The organism is Paenibacillus sp. J22P169 (assembly GCF_059691995.1).
In genome coordinates this window covers 301,891-316,332 of record NZ_JCAUAO010000005.1, presented here as the reverse complement: position 1 = coordinate 316,332, position 14,442 = coordinate 301,891, and the positions used below count along the sequence as shown (strand labels likewise).

Sequence of the window (14,442 nt, the reverse complement as noted above, 5' to 3'; positions counted from 1 at the left end):
TATCTAGCCAACCTAGCATCGTTACTTATTCATTTCAGCGTTATAGGCCACAATGATCTTCTGAACGAGTGAATGACGAACTACGTCACCCTCATCAAAATGAATAAAGCCCAGTTCTTCAATTCCACTTAGAATGCGAGACGCTTCAACCAAACCTGAGGACTTGCCTCGCGGTAAATCAATCTGTGTCACATCGCCTGTAATGACCATTTTGGAACCGAAACCAAGCCTCGTTAGAAACATTTTCATTTGCTCTGGTGTCGTGTTCTGCGCCTCATCCAAAATGATAAATGAATCGTCCAACGTACGCCCTCTCATATAGGCTAATGGGGCGATTTCGATGAGTCCGCGCTCTAGTGACTTCGCTACTTGCTCAGGTCCTAGGACATCATTAAGAGCATCATACAATGGGCGTAAATAAGGGTCAACTTTTTCCTGCAAGTCCCCTGGAAGAAACCCAAGACTTTCCCCTGCTTCTACGGCTGGACGTGTAAGAACAATGCGTTTTACAGCCCCTTCTTTCAATCGCGTCACGGCAAGAACAACAGCCAAATAAGTCTTACCTGTCCCTGCTGGTCCAATCCCAAACACAATATCCTTTTTCTTGATCGTGTCCACATATTTCTTCTGCCCAATGGTTTTGACACGAATCGGCTTCCCTTTATGTGTGGATGTAATTTCACCTTTGAACAAATCCAATAATTGCTCTGCCTTCATTTGTTTCGCTAACTCAACGGCATATAACACATCTCGTTCTGTTACTGTGTAATTATTGCGGATAAGCTGCAAAAGAACTTCAAAGAGCTGCTGAAGTGAGTTCACTTCCGCAGCCCTGCCTTGTATCGTTATTTCGGCTTCGCGCGTAAAGATTTGAGCATCAATTTCCCGTTCAATGACGTGCAAGAATTTATCCTGCGGCCCAAATAAAGCTAGTCCCTCAGCCGGATTTTTCAATGTAATTTTTACAGATTGCGCATTTTCTATCAACAGGCCTCATTCTCCTTGTGTCACAATTGGTTGTTCTTCAGCTATATTCTCTTCGACCTCAAAATGAACGTCTATATAAATTTTACCATTCTCTGTTTTTTCATGCAAAATTTTTTCTCCGACGATCCTCGCATCCTCGCCTGCTACAGCTAATAATTTGGCTCTAGCCTGCTCAATGCCAACCTTTTTGGCACTTGCCGCTTCCATCGGCTCTTCTACCAGATGTACCTCCATCACTTTCTCATGAAGCCATCCAAGCGGGAGTGAAAATGACCGCCAAGCAAGTGTTTTACGATCAGGAATGGTTTCGAAATGTTCGAAGTTCGTCTTGCCATAACCTGTAAGCTGAAGAGCCCTTGTCCCAAATACGAGATAGCTTCGATGTACCGTTTCACCTGTGTAGACTTTATACTGTTTCGTAAGTGGCGCTTCGATTCGGGAGGTATACCAGACCACTCCTCTTATTTTACCATCCGCGACAACGTTTTGACTATTTTGCTCATCGCCAATCGTACCCGAGATTAGAACAGTACCTTTACGTACATAAGTATTCGGTTTAACCAGCGGTCTTCCTTTTTTGGACTGAATCTCAGTAACCAGCGCACTTTTGGCAGCAATAATATTTCGTGGACTGTTTAAAGGCTTCGGATCTGGTATGGTCGCTTCAACGACCTTTATCGTGATGTGCGTACCTCTGATTTCTACGCCAACCCACGCTGCACTCGGCAATTGTTGCTGTATAGCGCGAGAAAGGTCCTCTGTCTTGTCCAACTTAAATTTCCACTGGAATTTATGAATCCCTTGTTTGGATGCCGCTTGCAAAATTTCCGAAGCCGCAATGCGGTCATTCCCATCCACCGTCACTTGCCACACCAGAGAGGTCAGCACATAGAGACTGATGATGAAAGCAGCGATTCCACCAAATAATACTTTTCTTCTACTAATTTTATCCATAAAGAACGGCAGCCCAAATCGCTCTAGTACGTGCATTCTGCAGCCTGTCCGTTTCAAGAGCGGCCGAAGTCGAAAGAAATCCTTGATGAGGATATACAGCTCCAGCTTCCCATCTTTGCCAGCTTGAATATCCCAAATGGAGAAGCCACCCTCCACCATGGGATGTATCAACCTTTCGCAGTCCTTGCCTCTAATTTGTATGCGAACATAGCCACGCAAACGGGCAATGAATAGGGATTGTTTCATGACTCAGCCTCCAGTTCTCATTCACACTACCAACTACATTTAAGGCATATATTTCACGTGATCGATGATGCCTTCGATGAACACTTCTTCAGAAAGAATCGCTCTAATAACCAACTGCTGGCCGCATACCTCCAGCGTTCCTTTCGTTAACTCCAGCTTCAAAATTTCACTAGAAAAATGCAGTACGCCCCGGTGATTCTCTACATATAGCTGTACGTTGCCGATCATCGTGATTCGCGGCAAATCCTGTACAACGTCTTGGGGAAGATCAAGGATCTTGGCCGTGAACTGGTTCCATTTGCGGGTCAAGCGACGCATAGCTGGGCAGTACCCCCTCTAACTAGAAGATCAAGAACGCAGAAAACGTGCATAGACTTTCTACCAAATTATGCGGCAGAATCCGCTTTTATGCAGAATAAACGACTTCACCGTCCTTCTTGGACGGATGGGTTTATCCAGGAAAATAGCCGACTTATCGAGAGAAACATTTCCATGCTGATATTTATAAAACTGAACACAAAAAACCCTTTCGCTTTTGCAAAAGGGCGTTGTTTAGAATGATCATCTGCGATATGGCTTTTTGGCACGCGGCGGACCTAGTATCTCAGCCCACACAACTCCTTGTAGCACTTGCTCTCGACTGGGTTGATCCGGAAACGGACTCGTAGTAGAAATTTCATCAGAATAAATAGGTGAGCTTGCCGTTATTCCACTTTTCGCAGTTTGTGGAGTGAATGGTGATGTTTTCTGCTTAGGAGTCATCACTGTCGATTTACCAAGTCCAGACTGATTAAATTCGTCTCTCGTGCGTTCCGGACGACTCATTGGAGCAACATGTCCAGCCTGCACTTTCTTCGCTTCTAGTGGCCTTCTAGCGTCGCCTGGACCATTGCCAAAGGTCGGCATGCCTTGTTTCGGTGTCCCACGCTCAGCTCGTTTGCGCCTGCTTTGTAATTGATAGAAGAAGGTTAAAGCAATTATGACCAAATACCAATGCTTAAATAAGAATACGATTAGCGCTTCCATCCGATCACCACCTCGTAACCTTATTCCTTCTCAGTTTTACCGTCATTTATTTTACCTAAGGAGGAGCGCATTTGCGTATCGGATTCAATATTTTTGAGATTCATATAATCCATGACACCTAATTGACCATTTCGAAGTGCCTCAGCCATGGCAAGCGGCACCTGCGACTCGGATTCAACAACTTTAGCCCGCATCTCGACGACTCGCGCCTTCATCTCCTGTTCAGCTGCGACAGCCATCGCGCGGCGTTCTTCCGCTTTCGCTTGGGCAATTCGTTTATCCGCTTCGGCTTGTTCCGTTTGTAAATGAGCGCCAATATTTTTACCTACATCGACATCCGCAATATCAATAGACAGAATTTCAAATGCTGTCCCCGCATCCAAGCCTTTACCTAGAACTGTCCGTGAAATCATATCCGGATTTTCTAAAACATCCTTATGAGATTCGCTCGAACCTACGGTTGTTACGATCCCTTCTCCAACGCGGGCAATAATCGTTTCTTCACCCGCTCCACCTACGAGTCGATCTATGTTCGCACGAACCGTTACCCTCGCGATAACCTTTACCTCAATACCGTTCTTAGCTACAGCTGAAACATTAGGCGTTTCGATCACACGTGGATTTACACTCATTTGAACGGCTAGCAACACATCACGCCCCGCCAAATCAATAGCCGCCGCGCGTTCGAACTCCAAATGAATTTTTGCACGATGTGCAGCAATTAATGCGTTCACAACCCGGTCAACATTACCGCCTGCTAGATAGTGACTTTCCAATTGATTGACACTAAGATCAATACCAGCTTTCGTTGCCTTAATCATCGGATTCACAATGCGACTAGGTGTAACCCGACGGAGTCTCATTGCAATCAGAGTAATAATGCTAATTCTTACTCCGGAAGCCAGTGCAGATATCCATAGCATAACTGGAACAACACTTAGTAAAATCGATAACACGATAATAATGATGGCTGCAAGCAGCACCAAGTATAAGCCTGGTTCAATCGTCATTGTATGTTTCCTCCTAAATGTTATGTTGGTTATCCACTTCTTTTACTACAACACGAACCCCTTCTACTTCTACAACGACAATAGTTTGGCTTACAGAAATAAAATTCCCGTTCGTTACGACATCCACGCGTTCACCCTGAATCATTGCCGTACCAGCTGGCCGCAGCGGCGTTAAAGCTTCACCCGTCAGACCAATTAAATAGGATCGATCCGGATTTGATGTAAAACCCTTACTAGTCGTTAATTGCTCCTTCAGAATAAAACGATTCCAAACACCGCGATGCTTAAATGTCCTGATTGCAGCAATAACAGCCACAATCGCCACGAGTAAAGCGATGATTAGCATATAAGCAGCTTCCTTCGGATCAGAGGAGGCCATCATCACGCCCCCAAATAGGCAGATCGCTCCTAGCACACTGAGAATGCCGAAGCTTGGAACAACTAATTCTAGAATCAAAAGCACCAAGCCAAGTCCCAAGACGGTTAAATCACCAAAACTTGCAAAGCCTGCTAAATAGAAGCCTAGAAAATATAAACCAAAGCCAGCAACACCAGCTAAGGCCAATAAGCCACTACTGAAAAAAAGCAGTTCAAGCGCGATTCCAATAATGCCAACCATTAATAAAACGGTTGCTGTTACAGGGTGGGTCAGAAACGCGGATAAGTTATCAAGAAACATCGTCGTTCACTCCTTCCCCTAAACTTCCTACTCATTAGATATGTACGTTTTAATTTATGAACTGTTTCGGAATTTCATTAGAATAATTGAGAAACATCCTGAAATGGAAAAAAGACCAAGCGGAATGATCCACTCAGTCTTCACAAAACATATTTGGTATTAACCTAATAATTGTTGAACTAACTGATTGATAAGTTTACCATCAGCGCGTCCTTTAACCTGAGGCATTAATGCCGTCATCACTTTGCCCATATCCGCTTTGGAAGAAGCACCAATTTGCTGGATGGTCTGCTGTACAATGGCTTTCACTTCTTCCTCAGAAAGCTGTTGCGGCATGTACTCAGCTAGAATAACAAGTTCTGCCTTCAGGTTGTCGGCTAGATCATCACGACCTGCCTTAGTAAATTCTTGGAGGGAATCCTTACGCTGTTTGATCTCACGAGTTAGAACATCAAGCACTTCATTGTCGTCTAAGGGTCTTTTCAGATCAATCTCAGAATTCTTAATCGTAGAACGTACCATTCGAATTACAGAGAGCTTAAACTTGTCCTGACTCTTCATCGCTTGTTTCATATCTTCGTTCAATCTATCGCTTAAGCTCATGTTGCCTCCTAGAACTTTCTTTTACGAGCAGCCTCTGATTTAAGCTTACGCTTAACGCTAGGCTTGTCATAATGCTTACGTTTCTTAACTTCTGCAAGAACGCCATCCTTAGCGATGGAACGCTTAAAGCGACGAAGTGCAGCATCTATAGTTTCGTTCTTACGAACTCGAGTTTCTGACAACAGTTTTCCCTCCCTCCGAACAGACCATCTAAGACAAAACGGTTCATCAAATCTCATTATAGGTGATAGTAATTAGGGTGTCAATCGCTAAACTAATCTTTCCTGCTAGGAAAGATTAGTTATGAACACCAAGGGGTGCCAATCTAGCACCAGCCATCAGATGATAATGCAAATGGTGAACGATTTGCCCTGCATTTGCTCCAATGTTCGTTATTACACGATAACCGGATTCTTCTACCTCTAGCTCTCTAGCAATTTGCGCAGCAACACGCTGCATTTGCCCTACAACAGCCCAGTCTTCCGACTGTCCAACAGCAAGTGAGGCAAAGTGCTTTTTCGGAATAATAAGGACATGAATTGGCGCAGCAGGTTGAATATCATGAAAAGCTAGAATCTGATCATCTTCATAGACTTTCTTCGAGGGAAGCTCCCCTGCAATGATTTTACAAAAAACACAATCACTCATTGATCCATTCGTCCTCCCGACATTGTTATCCTACTTAGTTATAAGTTTATCGGAAAGCCTTCAAAAAATCCAATCCAAATAATATCGCTTTTAGCGATGAGGTTGGCTTTTGAGCGATTGATGGATCTTCTTCCATTTTGCTTTCTCAGCAGCTTGAAGACCTTTATCCTCTTTACGAGCCAAGTACGCTAATTCTTTCTGTAATTTCACATAATTCTGGAATCGCTCCGCGGATAAGGCTCCGGAATCCAAAGCGGCTTTCACCGCACATTTCGGTTCATTCTCGTGCTTACAATCTTGGAAGAAGCATTGCTCGGAGAATTCCTCGATATCCTGAAATGACGTACTTAGCCCCTCAGAGGCGCTCCAGAGCTGAAGCTCTCTCATCCCTGGCGTATCAATTAAAATGCCGCCATCGGGCAGCAGAATAAGCTCACGATGGGTCGTAGTATGCTTTCCTTTGTCATCCCCAGATCGAATATCACCTGTGTTCAGAATATCTCTGCCATAAATACGGTTGACCAACGTTGATTTCCCTACACCTGAAGAACCTAAGAGCGCAACAGTTTGACCGCGAGTCATATAGCCAGCAAGTTCATCTAAACCACGATTCTCGGCTGAGCTAATGATATGAATGGGTACACCTATAGCAACAGCCGCAACTTCAGCCGCGAGTTCATCCGGATTGTCGCAAAGATCGGACTTGCTTAATACGATGACAGGATTAGCTCCGCTCTCCCATGCCAAAACCAAGTAGCGCTCAATCCGGCGGACATTAAAATCCTGGTTCAAAGCGTTTACCAAAAATACTGTATCCACATTCGTTGCAACGATTTGTTCTTCGGTGACTTGCCCGGCCACTTTACGGGAAAACTTACTTCGACGAGGAAGCACCGCATGAATCACTGCACGCTGCTCTCCTTCTCGCAGCGAAATTACAACCCAATCCCCTACGGCAGGGTAATCCTCGCGACGTAGCGCTTGGTGACGCATTTTGCCTGACACTTCAGCCAGCACTTCGCCAACTTCCGTCTGAACGCGGTACATATGCTTATGTTCTAAGGAGACGCGACCTGCGACAAATCCTTCTTCGTTAAGATACGGTTCAAATGCTTTTTCAAAAAATACATGCCATCCTAAATCTGTTTTATTCAAGTCAAAAGTTCATCCTCTCAAGGTGTTCTAACATGAAGTATATACCTAACTTATGTGCCCCACACGGGAAAGAATCATTTAGATTGTTTAATCCGACAGCCCGAATTTGGCACCGGTCAATTCAATTGTAGACTGCAAGTCTATTTTTGCATATAATAGGTGTAAACTGATCGTTTGAATGGAGTGAGCGGATGAGTCAATTCATGAGAGCCTCGACCCGCAAAAAGCGTGATGTAATGATGGAAGTCGCCTTAACCATGTTCATGGAGAAAGGCTACGAGAATGTCTCTGTTGATGATATTATCGCAGCTACCAGCACATCCAAAGGAACTTTTTATCATTATTTCAAAAGTAAGGATGCCATTATTTCAGCGCTATATAGCAAACAAATTCAACTGATTCAGGACTGGGTGAAACAACCTCCTTCGAAGGTACAATCACTTGAGGGACATATTAATCGCCTCTTTTTAGACTTAGCGTCGAATATCCAACTCTCACCGAGACTTATTCGCAGTTTACAGGCCCTTTCCTTACAAAATGATACGGTAAAATCGGAAGAGCACCAGCAATTGAATGTTTTGAAAGAAAGCTTGATGCATTGGCTCCCGGAGCCCAAAAAGATTGAACTGCTCGTATGTATGTATGCCGGAACGATCCGTACCTGGTGTACACAAGAGGATGCCGACTTACTCTCCATGATGAAAAATAACTTAGCCTGGCTTTGGGTAGGCCTTCGATCCGAAGAACCTTACGCATCGTTGCAGGTAGAACCAGTCCCCAAGGAGGAAAAGCTAATGAAAGTAGCCATTATCGGCGGAGGTCTTGCTGGACTAACAGCGGCCGCATATTTATCTGAAAATCCACACGTAGAGGGCATTCTGTTTGAGCGTAGTCCTCAGCTCGGAGGTCGAGCTTTTACGTATGAGAAAGCTGGTTTCACACTCAATTACGGTGCACATGCGATCTATGGGATCGATCGCCATACGTTGACTACGATGGAACGTGAGCTTGGCCTTTCGTTCTCTTCCAAGCAAGTAGATAAGCGTAAAGTCGTATATGCGAAGCATAATCAACTTACAACCGCGCCGCTGGATGCCATCAACCTCCTCAAAACAGATCTGCTAAGCACGATTCAAAAAGTAAAATTTGTTGGGGAAATTGCCGCTATTATTGCTAATATTCACAATATAAAGAACTACGCTACCTTAGCTGATTACCTTGCAGAGTCTAACGCTGATGAAGATGTGAAGGAACTTTGGGAACATCTCGTTTGCTCCAACTTCTTCATTACACCTGAGGACGCTCGAAATGTATCCGGCGCTGTCATTAGTGAGTACTATCATAACTTGTTCCTCTCTAGTAAGCCTGTTAACTATGTCTTGGGCAGCTGGGCTGTTATTACGAATCAACTGAAACAAAAACTGACTACATCAGGTAAGTGGGAAATCGCCCTTCAAGAAGGTGTTGATGGACTTCGTTATGAGGATCGTAAATTCGTTTTAAAAACGAAAACACGTGAAATGGCATTTGATAAAGTGATCTTCGCAATGCCGGTTCAACAAGTTGTGAAACTGCTCAAAGGTACGGCATGGGAGCCTTTCCTTGCTCCGTATGAGTCCAACACAGCAACTGAGGTTATGGTTTACGACATTGGGTTAAGCCGCGTAGTCGCTAGACCATTCAGTTACATCAGTGATATGGATAACAAGCTATTCATTAGTGATGTATCTGCGACAGACCACACGCTAGTACCAGAAGGCGGGCAACTACTCCAAGGCATCGCATACTTAAGCGATAACTTCGAAAGCGATGAAGAGCGAAAAGCCTATTTGGAGAATAAAACCTCGCAGATGGAAGCTCTATTCGATCGACATTATCCAGGCTGGCGCGATGTCACGGCAGTAAAACGTGTATCGAAGAAGGCTATGGTTTCCAGTGTGAAAAATATCGCTTCGAACCGACTTTTACCAACTCGCGTCGAGAACATTCCGTTTTATTTCTGCGGAGACGGCTGCACAGGCAAAGGCGAACTTGCTGAACGTGCCTTCTCGAGTGCGCGCAGCGCGGCACTATCTATCGTGCAAGAGGTAGAACAAGCTTTACAGAACGCCTAACTTTGAAATTGGTTGCCTGACGTAAACAAATAAAAGCTGCTTAATCTCTGACTTGTCGTCAGAAATTGAAGCAGCTTTTTCATTTACCATTACTTGGTTGTTATGGATACGGTTCTAGTTACCCCGTCCCAATTGACAGTACCACCAAACGTCTCTCCCACGAATCTAGCAGGCGCAAGTGTATAGCCATTCACTAGTCTGGCTGGCTCTTCCAACTCAATCGGCTTACCATTCACGTAGACTGTTCTTTGGTCAAGTGTCAGCTTAACGGTTGTGCTCCCTTTGGTTGCCGTGACGGATCTTGTAGCCGCATCATAATCAACTTTGGCTCCCATCGCTTCGAAAATAGCACGGAGCGGTGTAAATGTCGATCCATTTACAATCGCAGGGGCTTGCTCAAATACTTGTACAGTCCCGTTGATATTTACTGAAACCTGTGATGAAATCCCAAACGTTCGCAACGCAACCTGTTGTCCTGATTTATTCAGGATACGAAGCTGTAATACCGAGCCTTCTGGCACCTCACCAGCTTTTAGATCTAACCCATAAGGCAAACTCGTTTGGGAAGCAATCACCCGCCCATTCAATAGGTACTCCACCTTACCGATGTAAACTTCAGGTATTTTAATAAAAGGAATAATCCTTGTTTGCTTCGTAAAAGCTTGGTGTTTAGCATCAATCGGCACATAACCAACATGATCTGCAGGTTTAGCAGCATCCTTTACTTCCGAGAGAAGATACGGATTTGCAATCAATTGGCTGTAATAGCTCTGAATATCTGATGAAGTCGAAAGTGAATAATCGTTCTTAGCGTTACTCATTTGCTGATCCACATTAAAATAAGTGATAGCTTTCAATCTTGGATATTTGTAAGGCATAATTTCATACAACCGCTGTAGATTAAGCTTAGCCCACTCCGTGTAATCTTCGCTTGCAGAATGTGAGTAGTGAGGAACTCCTGTCTCACTAAGCATCAACGGCTTACGATCAGCATAGGTGTTGTACAATCTCGTCAGTCTTTCTACGTTACTTGTTGCAAGCATAGAAGGAAGTGAGGGATCCCCATTTTCATAAGGCTCAATATACAAACTTACACCAACCCAATCTACATAGGCATCTCCTGGATAGTAAGGATCGATATCATTCGCAGGCACATCCCCAGGACTCCATACCATAGCCACGTTCGGTGCTTCAGCAGCAAATACATCATGGAGCATTCTAAACTTCGCAATATACTGCGCAGGATTTCCGTGCCACTTTACCCAAGCACCATTCATCTCACCGGCAAAACGTAAAAAGATTGGAATCCCAGCAGCTTTCGCTTCCTTAGCCCAATTTCGCAAATAAGTGCCATCCGCTACAGGATCTAGTCCATTGTCCGGTTCCCAAGCAATTTGCAAGGCACCACCAGCATCTTTGGCTCGCTTCGCGTAGGATGAAGGAAAGCCCTGTCCCCAATGTGCATATGCCAAATAAATCGCATGCTTTTTACCATATACGGATTGCATTTTCGTGAAAATATTACCGACTTTCGGATCTTGCTCTGAATAAATCCCTAAATATGTTCCATAAGCAGGTTCAAACTTAGCTAGTTGTGAGCCGTTAGGTTTCGATAGCTGCTGTACAATACCCTCGCTATTTTCTTTCCGATACAATTCAACAGTGGTCCGGATTTGATCAGCACGCTGCAATTTCACAGCTCCCCAATCCTTTCCCGCATTCACCCAGAACTGATTTTCCTGCTCATAATAATGAATCGCTTGGTCATAATCACCGATAGCGTCAAAATACGCATCTAATTTCCCACTAAATAACGCAGCATTCTCCCAATCCCCTGTACCAGCATAGTAATCCGTCAGATATTTCCAATGAGGAACAGCTGCATCTGAATTTCCTGATGCGGCAAGTGACTCCGCTTGTTTCCAATGATCCCAGACAACATCCGCACGTACGGGTGCAGGTGATTGCGCAATACCCGCAGTAAGTATACCTACAGCGAGCGATAGTATCCCAATTCGTTTATTCATCTTCAAGAAAAACAGACTCCCTTTCATGCCGTTTTAAATAATCGCATGTACCTAGATACGTAATGAGTCTCAAAAAGTAGCACAATATTCAAAAAAACTACAAAATATCCTGTATTATAGACAGTTTCAAGCGAAATTTCATGAATTTCACCACGACAGTTCGATGCTTTCTGCAAGCCATAATTGTTAAAATATAGAAAATGGTTTGCGAAAGGGATTGTTTCTCATGAAAATTTATGGAGCGAGTCTTCTTCTTGCGGCTTGTCTAAGTTTGCTAATTGTCGGTTGTGAGACTGCTCTCCACCCCTTATCCATGGAGAAAGTGAATCTCGCTTTAGATTCGAGTTCATCTCAATCCACGCAACCATCCTCCACTCCGCAAGAGTCAGGAAACCTGCCAACAGCAACAGCAATCGTCTCAACACCATCAATGACAGATTTAGATCAAAAGATTAAGCCAGAATCCAACCTTACGGTAGAAAATAAAGACGATGTCGTTTCTCCAAGTGTCGTATATGTACAACCTTCACCTTCCAAACAAGAATTGCAAGAACCATTACATATTCTCTATGCTGGCGACGCCATGTTCGATTGGTCTGTCAAGGATGCGATCAGCCGAAACGGACCTGATTATCCATTCCTTCATATTCAATCTGATATCCAACAGGCTGATTTCTCTTTCGTCAATCTTGAAACAGCCGTTACGCTTGAGGAGGAGAAGGATACCAATCAGATTTACAATTTCAAATCGAATCCAGAGTCACTAAAAGGTCTTAAAGATGCTGGTTTCGACATGGTATCCGTTGCAAACAATCATTCTATGGATTTCTTGCAGAAAGGGTTTCTTGATACACTGTCCCATTTAGATAAGGCTGGTTTACTCTATGTAGGAGGAGGCCTAAATGTACAAGAGGCTTACCAAGCGAAGCGTGTTACCCTGAAAGGAAAAAAAGTGAAGTTCCTCGCATTCTCTCGCTTTATCCCAACCGGAGATTGGTTCGCAGGGCCGAACAAGCCTGGCATTGCGCAGGCCTATGATCGCAAGCCCGTGCTTGATGCGATTGCACGTGAGCGTGTGGATGCGGACTATGTCCTCGTCTACCTTCACTGGGGAGTAGAGATGAATAATCGCCCTGAACCTTGGCAGCGAGAGTTTGCGAAACAAATGATCGATGCTGGCGCAGATGCCATCATCGGCAGCCATGTGCATGTCTTGCAAGGTTTTGAATATTACAAAGGCAAACCCATTGCCTATTCGATCGGTAATTTTCTGTTCCCTGACTACGTAACAGGTCCCAAGGCAGATACTGGTTTACTTCATTTGAAACTAGCGGAGGATCAAATTCAAATGTCTTTCCAACCTTTTTACATCGAAAAAAATCAAATCGTCTCCAAAGGCACACCATATATAGATAAGCAATTGGCTTATTTGCAATCTATTTCGTACGGGGTGGAGCTCGAAGGCCAGAATATTCGGCCAAATGTGGGGATCGCCAGTCGGTGATTGAGAGTTGAATTGCATCTATATACGAAGAAGCTAAGGTAGCAAAGGATAACAAACTCAGATGATGGATTTATATGTACAGGAATTACGATGCGTTTCACTCTACATCAGGAATTGTAACAATTCCTTCTTAGAGCGCCACCATGTAATTCCTAAAATTATCGGGCTATTACTAGATTAGAGCTGGTTCTCAAATTACCTTTTTGTTACTTATGCAACTTCACCAATATGGCTCTCGTACGTTTCCGTTGCTGCTCTGTCAAAGGCTGAACGTAAGAAGCATCGCCAAGTGGTGCTATTCCTTTCACTTTACCGGCCGTAAAGGTACCACCTGCAGCAGGAATTGCCGTACGTACACCATAGGAGGCCATAACGATACCAATCGGGTTACAAATGGAACGAGAGCCATCCGCTGGACCAGCGAAGTTAAGAGCCACCGCATAGCGATCACTGGAACGGAGCCAGACGGAACCCGAATCACCAGGAAGAGAAACTGGCCCAGAATCCCCAACGATGACAGTCTGATTACGGAACAGCAATGTACCCAGGCTTCCCCCATAAGATACACGCACATCTACATTATTAGACTCCACTGTTCCCCTAACAAAGCCCGTAGTTCGTCCTGATTTAAACACTTTAAGTCCGACAGGATAGCTTAATAGATGCCCGGGCACTGTGACTAATAGTCCCGATGCACTGCGTAAATACCGTGGATTTAATAGGCTGTTTGAAGTCGGAAGCGCTATGGACGAATCCTGAAAATTCACTTCCCCCACGCGTAGTGGAACGAATTGAAAAGCTCTTCCGACACGATCCGTCCCTGATACCCCTCCATCTGCAGGTCCCGGTTGTACTGTTTCTGAAAATGCGGATGAATTATCTCTGATCAATACATGGTTGTTACTCAGGAGGTAAAGCTGATTATTTTTGATCACAACTAATCCAGCTGTCCCTGTGGAGAAGGGATTGGTTTTTCCAATACTCACCCCGCCAGGAACCGGACGATTTCGATTTTGAAAGGACTTTGCTTTGTACATTTTGGGTTTGGAGGTCTTGAGCTCATGAGATTTGAACGAATTCGAGGAGAGAAAGCGAACCGGCACGGATGAACCTAATTTTGAGGCAACGCTTTTGAGATTATTCAATCCAGATGGCACTATTTTTTGATGGGTATATACAATGACGCTAGCACCAGCGGTTGGTCTTTTGGGATCTGCGTATCCGACCCCAACACCCATAACCTCTGCCCTTTTCAGTAATACTGGCGAGAGACGATTCTTATGTTTCAGCGCTTCATGAAATGTTGCCATGCCCATTCCCCTTTTCGTCATGTTGGTGCAGTGTATGCCAACTTGTACGATTCGGCTTGATACCTTTACCTAATGCTCACGCTGGAAATAAAAAAAGGCTAATGACACCCATGCGTCATTTAGCCTTTTTGTTAATTACGATACAAATTTCATCTATAGACCATTGCTCCATCAATGAC

General features: G+C 44.3%; 14 protein-coding genes. 2 read left to right on the top strand and 12 right to left on the bottom strand.

Annotation, left to right across the window (positions count from 1 at the left end; genetic code table 11):
- Positions 1-21: 21 nt before the first annotated feature.
- From AC58QG_RS23860 to rsgA, 10 genes are all read right to left on the bottom strand, one after another.
- Positions 22-987: a PhoH family protein gene (locus AC58QG_RS23860; protein WP_497364607.1), complete on the bottom strand. Its 966-nt coding sequence runs from the start codon at positions 985-987 to the stop codon at positions 22-24.
- A gap of 6 nt (positions 988-993) precedes the next feature.
- The gene (yqfD, locus tag AC58QG_RS23855; protein WP_497364606.1) at positions 994-2,187 is read right to left on the bottom strand and encodes a sporulation protein YqfD; all 1,194 of its coding nucleotides are present in this window, start codon (positions 2,185-2,187) and stop codon (positions 994-996) included.
- Between the two features lie 39 nt (positions 2,188-2,226).
- On the bottom strand, positions 2,227-2,505 hold the full coding sequence (gene yqfC / locus AC58QG_RS23850; protein WP_497364605.1) for a sporulation protein YqfC: 279 nt from the start codon (positions 2,503-2,505) through the stop codon (positions 2,227-2,229).
- Between the two features lie 243 nt (positions 2,506-2,748).
- Positions 2,749-3,213 carry a YqfB family membrane protein gene (locus tag AC58QG_RS23845; protein WP_497364604.1) on the bottom strand — a complete coding sequence of 155 codons (465 nt, stop codon included), beginning with the start codon at positions 3,211-3,213 and terminating at the stop codon, positions 2,749-2,751.
- 20 nt (positions 3,214-3,233) lie between these two features.
- The gene (floA, locus tag AC58QG_RS23840; protein WP_321166537.1) at positions 3,234-4,223 is read right to left on the bottom strand and encodes a flotillin-like protein FloA; all 990 of its coding nucleotides are present in this window, start codon (positions 4,221-4,223) and stop codon (positions 3,234-3,236) included.
- 13 nt (positions 4,224-4,236) lie between these two features.
- Positions 4,237-4,902, bottom strand: coding sequence for an NfeD family protein (locus AC58QG_RS23835; protein ID WP_497364603.1), 666 nt, complete (start codon positions 4,900-4,902; stop codon positions 4,237-4,239).
- A gap of 159 nt (positions 4,903-5,061) precedes the next feature.
- Positions 5,062-5,505, bottom strand: a complete 444-nt coding sequence (locus AC58QG_RS23830) for a GatB/YqeY domain-containing protein (protein ID WP_497341136.1) — start codon at positions 5,503-5,505, stop codon at positions 5,062-5,064.
- 8 nt (positions 5,506-5,513) lie between these two features.
- Positions 5,514-5,687 carry a 30S ribosomal protein S21 gene (gene rpsU, locus AC58QG_RS23825; RefSeq protein WP_028558020.1) on the bottom strand — a complete coding sequence of 58 codons (174 nt, stop codon included), beginning with the start codon at positions 5,685-5,687 and terminating at the stop codon, positions 5,514-5,516.
- 115 nt (positions 5,688-5,802) lie between these two features.
- Entirely contained in the window at positions 5,803-6,153 is a 351-nt protein-coding gene (locus AC58QG_RS23820) for a histidine triad nucleotide-binding protein (RefSeq protein WP_497364602.1), read from the bottom strand.
- Positions 6,154-6,243: 90 nt separating this feature from the next.
- Positions 6,244-7,308 carry a ribosome small subunit-dependent GTPase A gene (rsgA, locus tag AC58QG_RS23815; RefSeq protein ID WP_497364601.1) on the bottom strand — a complete coding sequence of 355 codons (1,065 nt, stop codon included), beginning with the start codon at positions 7,306-7,308 and terminating at the stop codon, positions 6,244-6,246.
- Positions 7,309-7,499: 191 nt separating this feature from the next.
- Between rsgA and AC58QG_RS23810 the strand changes: the two genes are divergently transcribed.
- Positions 7,500-9,422, top strand: coding sequence for an FAD-dependent oxidoreductase (locus tag AC58QG_RS23810; RefSeq protein WP_497364600.1), 1,923 nt, complete (start codon positions 7,500-7,502; stop codon positions 9,420-9,422).
- 89 nt (positions 9,423-9,511) lie between these two features.
- Here AC58QG_RS23810 and AC58QG_RS23805 read toward each other — a convergent pair whose 3' ends face one another.
- Positions 9,512-11,449 (bottom strand): stalk domain-containing protein, encoded by a 1,938-nt coding sequence (locus AC58QG_RS23805; protein WP_497364683.1) that lies wholly within the window; start codon positions 11,447-11,449, stop codon positions 9,512-9,514.
- 226 nt (positions 11,450-11,675) lie between these two features.
- Here AC58QG_RS23805 and AC58QG_RS23800 point away from each other — a divergent pair, with 226 nt between their 5' ends.
- Positions 11,676-12,953: a CapA family protein gene (locus AC58QG_RS23800; RefSeq protein WP_497364599.1), complete on the top strand. Its 1,278-nt coding sequence runs from the start codon at positions 11,676-11,678 to the stop codon at positions 12,951-12,953.
- Positions 12,954-13,159: 206 nt separating this feature from the next.
- Here the strand turns inward: AC58QG_RS23800 and AC58QG_RS23795 are convergent, their stop codons facing one another.
- Entirely contained in the window at positions 13,160-14,263 is a 1,104-nt protein-coding gene (locus tag AC58QG_RS23795; protein ID WP_497364598.1) for a chymotrypsin family serine protease, read from the bottom strand.
- Between the last annotated feature and the right edge of the window lie 179 nt (positions 14,264-14,442).

Bases quoted from the DNA above. Each gene is read 5' to 3' on its own strand.
- yqfD (WP_497364606.1), bottom strand. From the start codon at position 2,187: ATGAAACAATCCCTATTCATTGCCCGTTTGCGTGGCTATGTTCGCATA.
- yqfC (WP_497364605.1), bottom strand. From the start codon at position 2,505: ATGCGTCGCTTGACCCGCAAATGGAACCAGTTCACGGCCAAGATCCTT.
- AC58QG_RS23845 (WP_497364604.1), bottom strand. From the start codon at position 3,213: ATGGAAGCGCTAATCGTATTCTTATTTAAGCATTGGTATTTGGTCATA.
- floA (WP_321166537.1), bottom strand. From the start codon at position 4,223: ATGACGATTGAACCAGGCTTATACTTGGTGCTGCTTGCAGCCATCATT.
- AC58QG_RS23835 (WP_497364603.1), bottom strand. From the start codon at position 4,902: ATGTTTCTTGATAACTTATCCGCGTTTCTGACCCACCCTGTAACAGCA.
- AC58QG_RS23830 (WP_497341136.1), bottom strand. From the start codon at position 5,505: ATGAGCTTAAGCGATAGATTGAACGAAGATATGAAACAAGCGATGAAG.
- AC58QG_RS23820 (WP_497364602.1), bottom strand. From the start codon at position 6,153: ATGAGTGATTGTGTTTTTTGTAAAATCATTGCAGGGGAGCTTCCCTCG.
- AC58QG_RS23810 (WP_497364600.1), top strand. From the start codon at position 7,500: ATGAGTCAATTCATGAGAGCCTCGACCCGCAAAAAGCGTGATGTAATG.
- AC58QG_RS23805 (WP_497364683.1), bottom strand. From the start codon at position 11,449: ATGAATAAACGAATTGGGATACTATCGCTCGCTGTAGGTATACTTACT.
- AC58QG_RS23800 (WP_497364599.1), top strand. From the start codon at position 11,676: ATGAAAATTTATGGAGCGAGTCTTCTTCTTGCGGCTTGTCTAAGTTTG.
- AC58QG_RS23795 (WP_497364598.1), bottom strand. From the start codon at position 14,263: ATGGCAACATTTCATGAAGCGCTGAAACATAAGAATCGTCTCTCGCCA.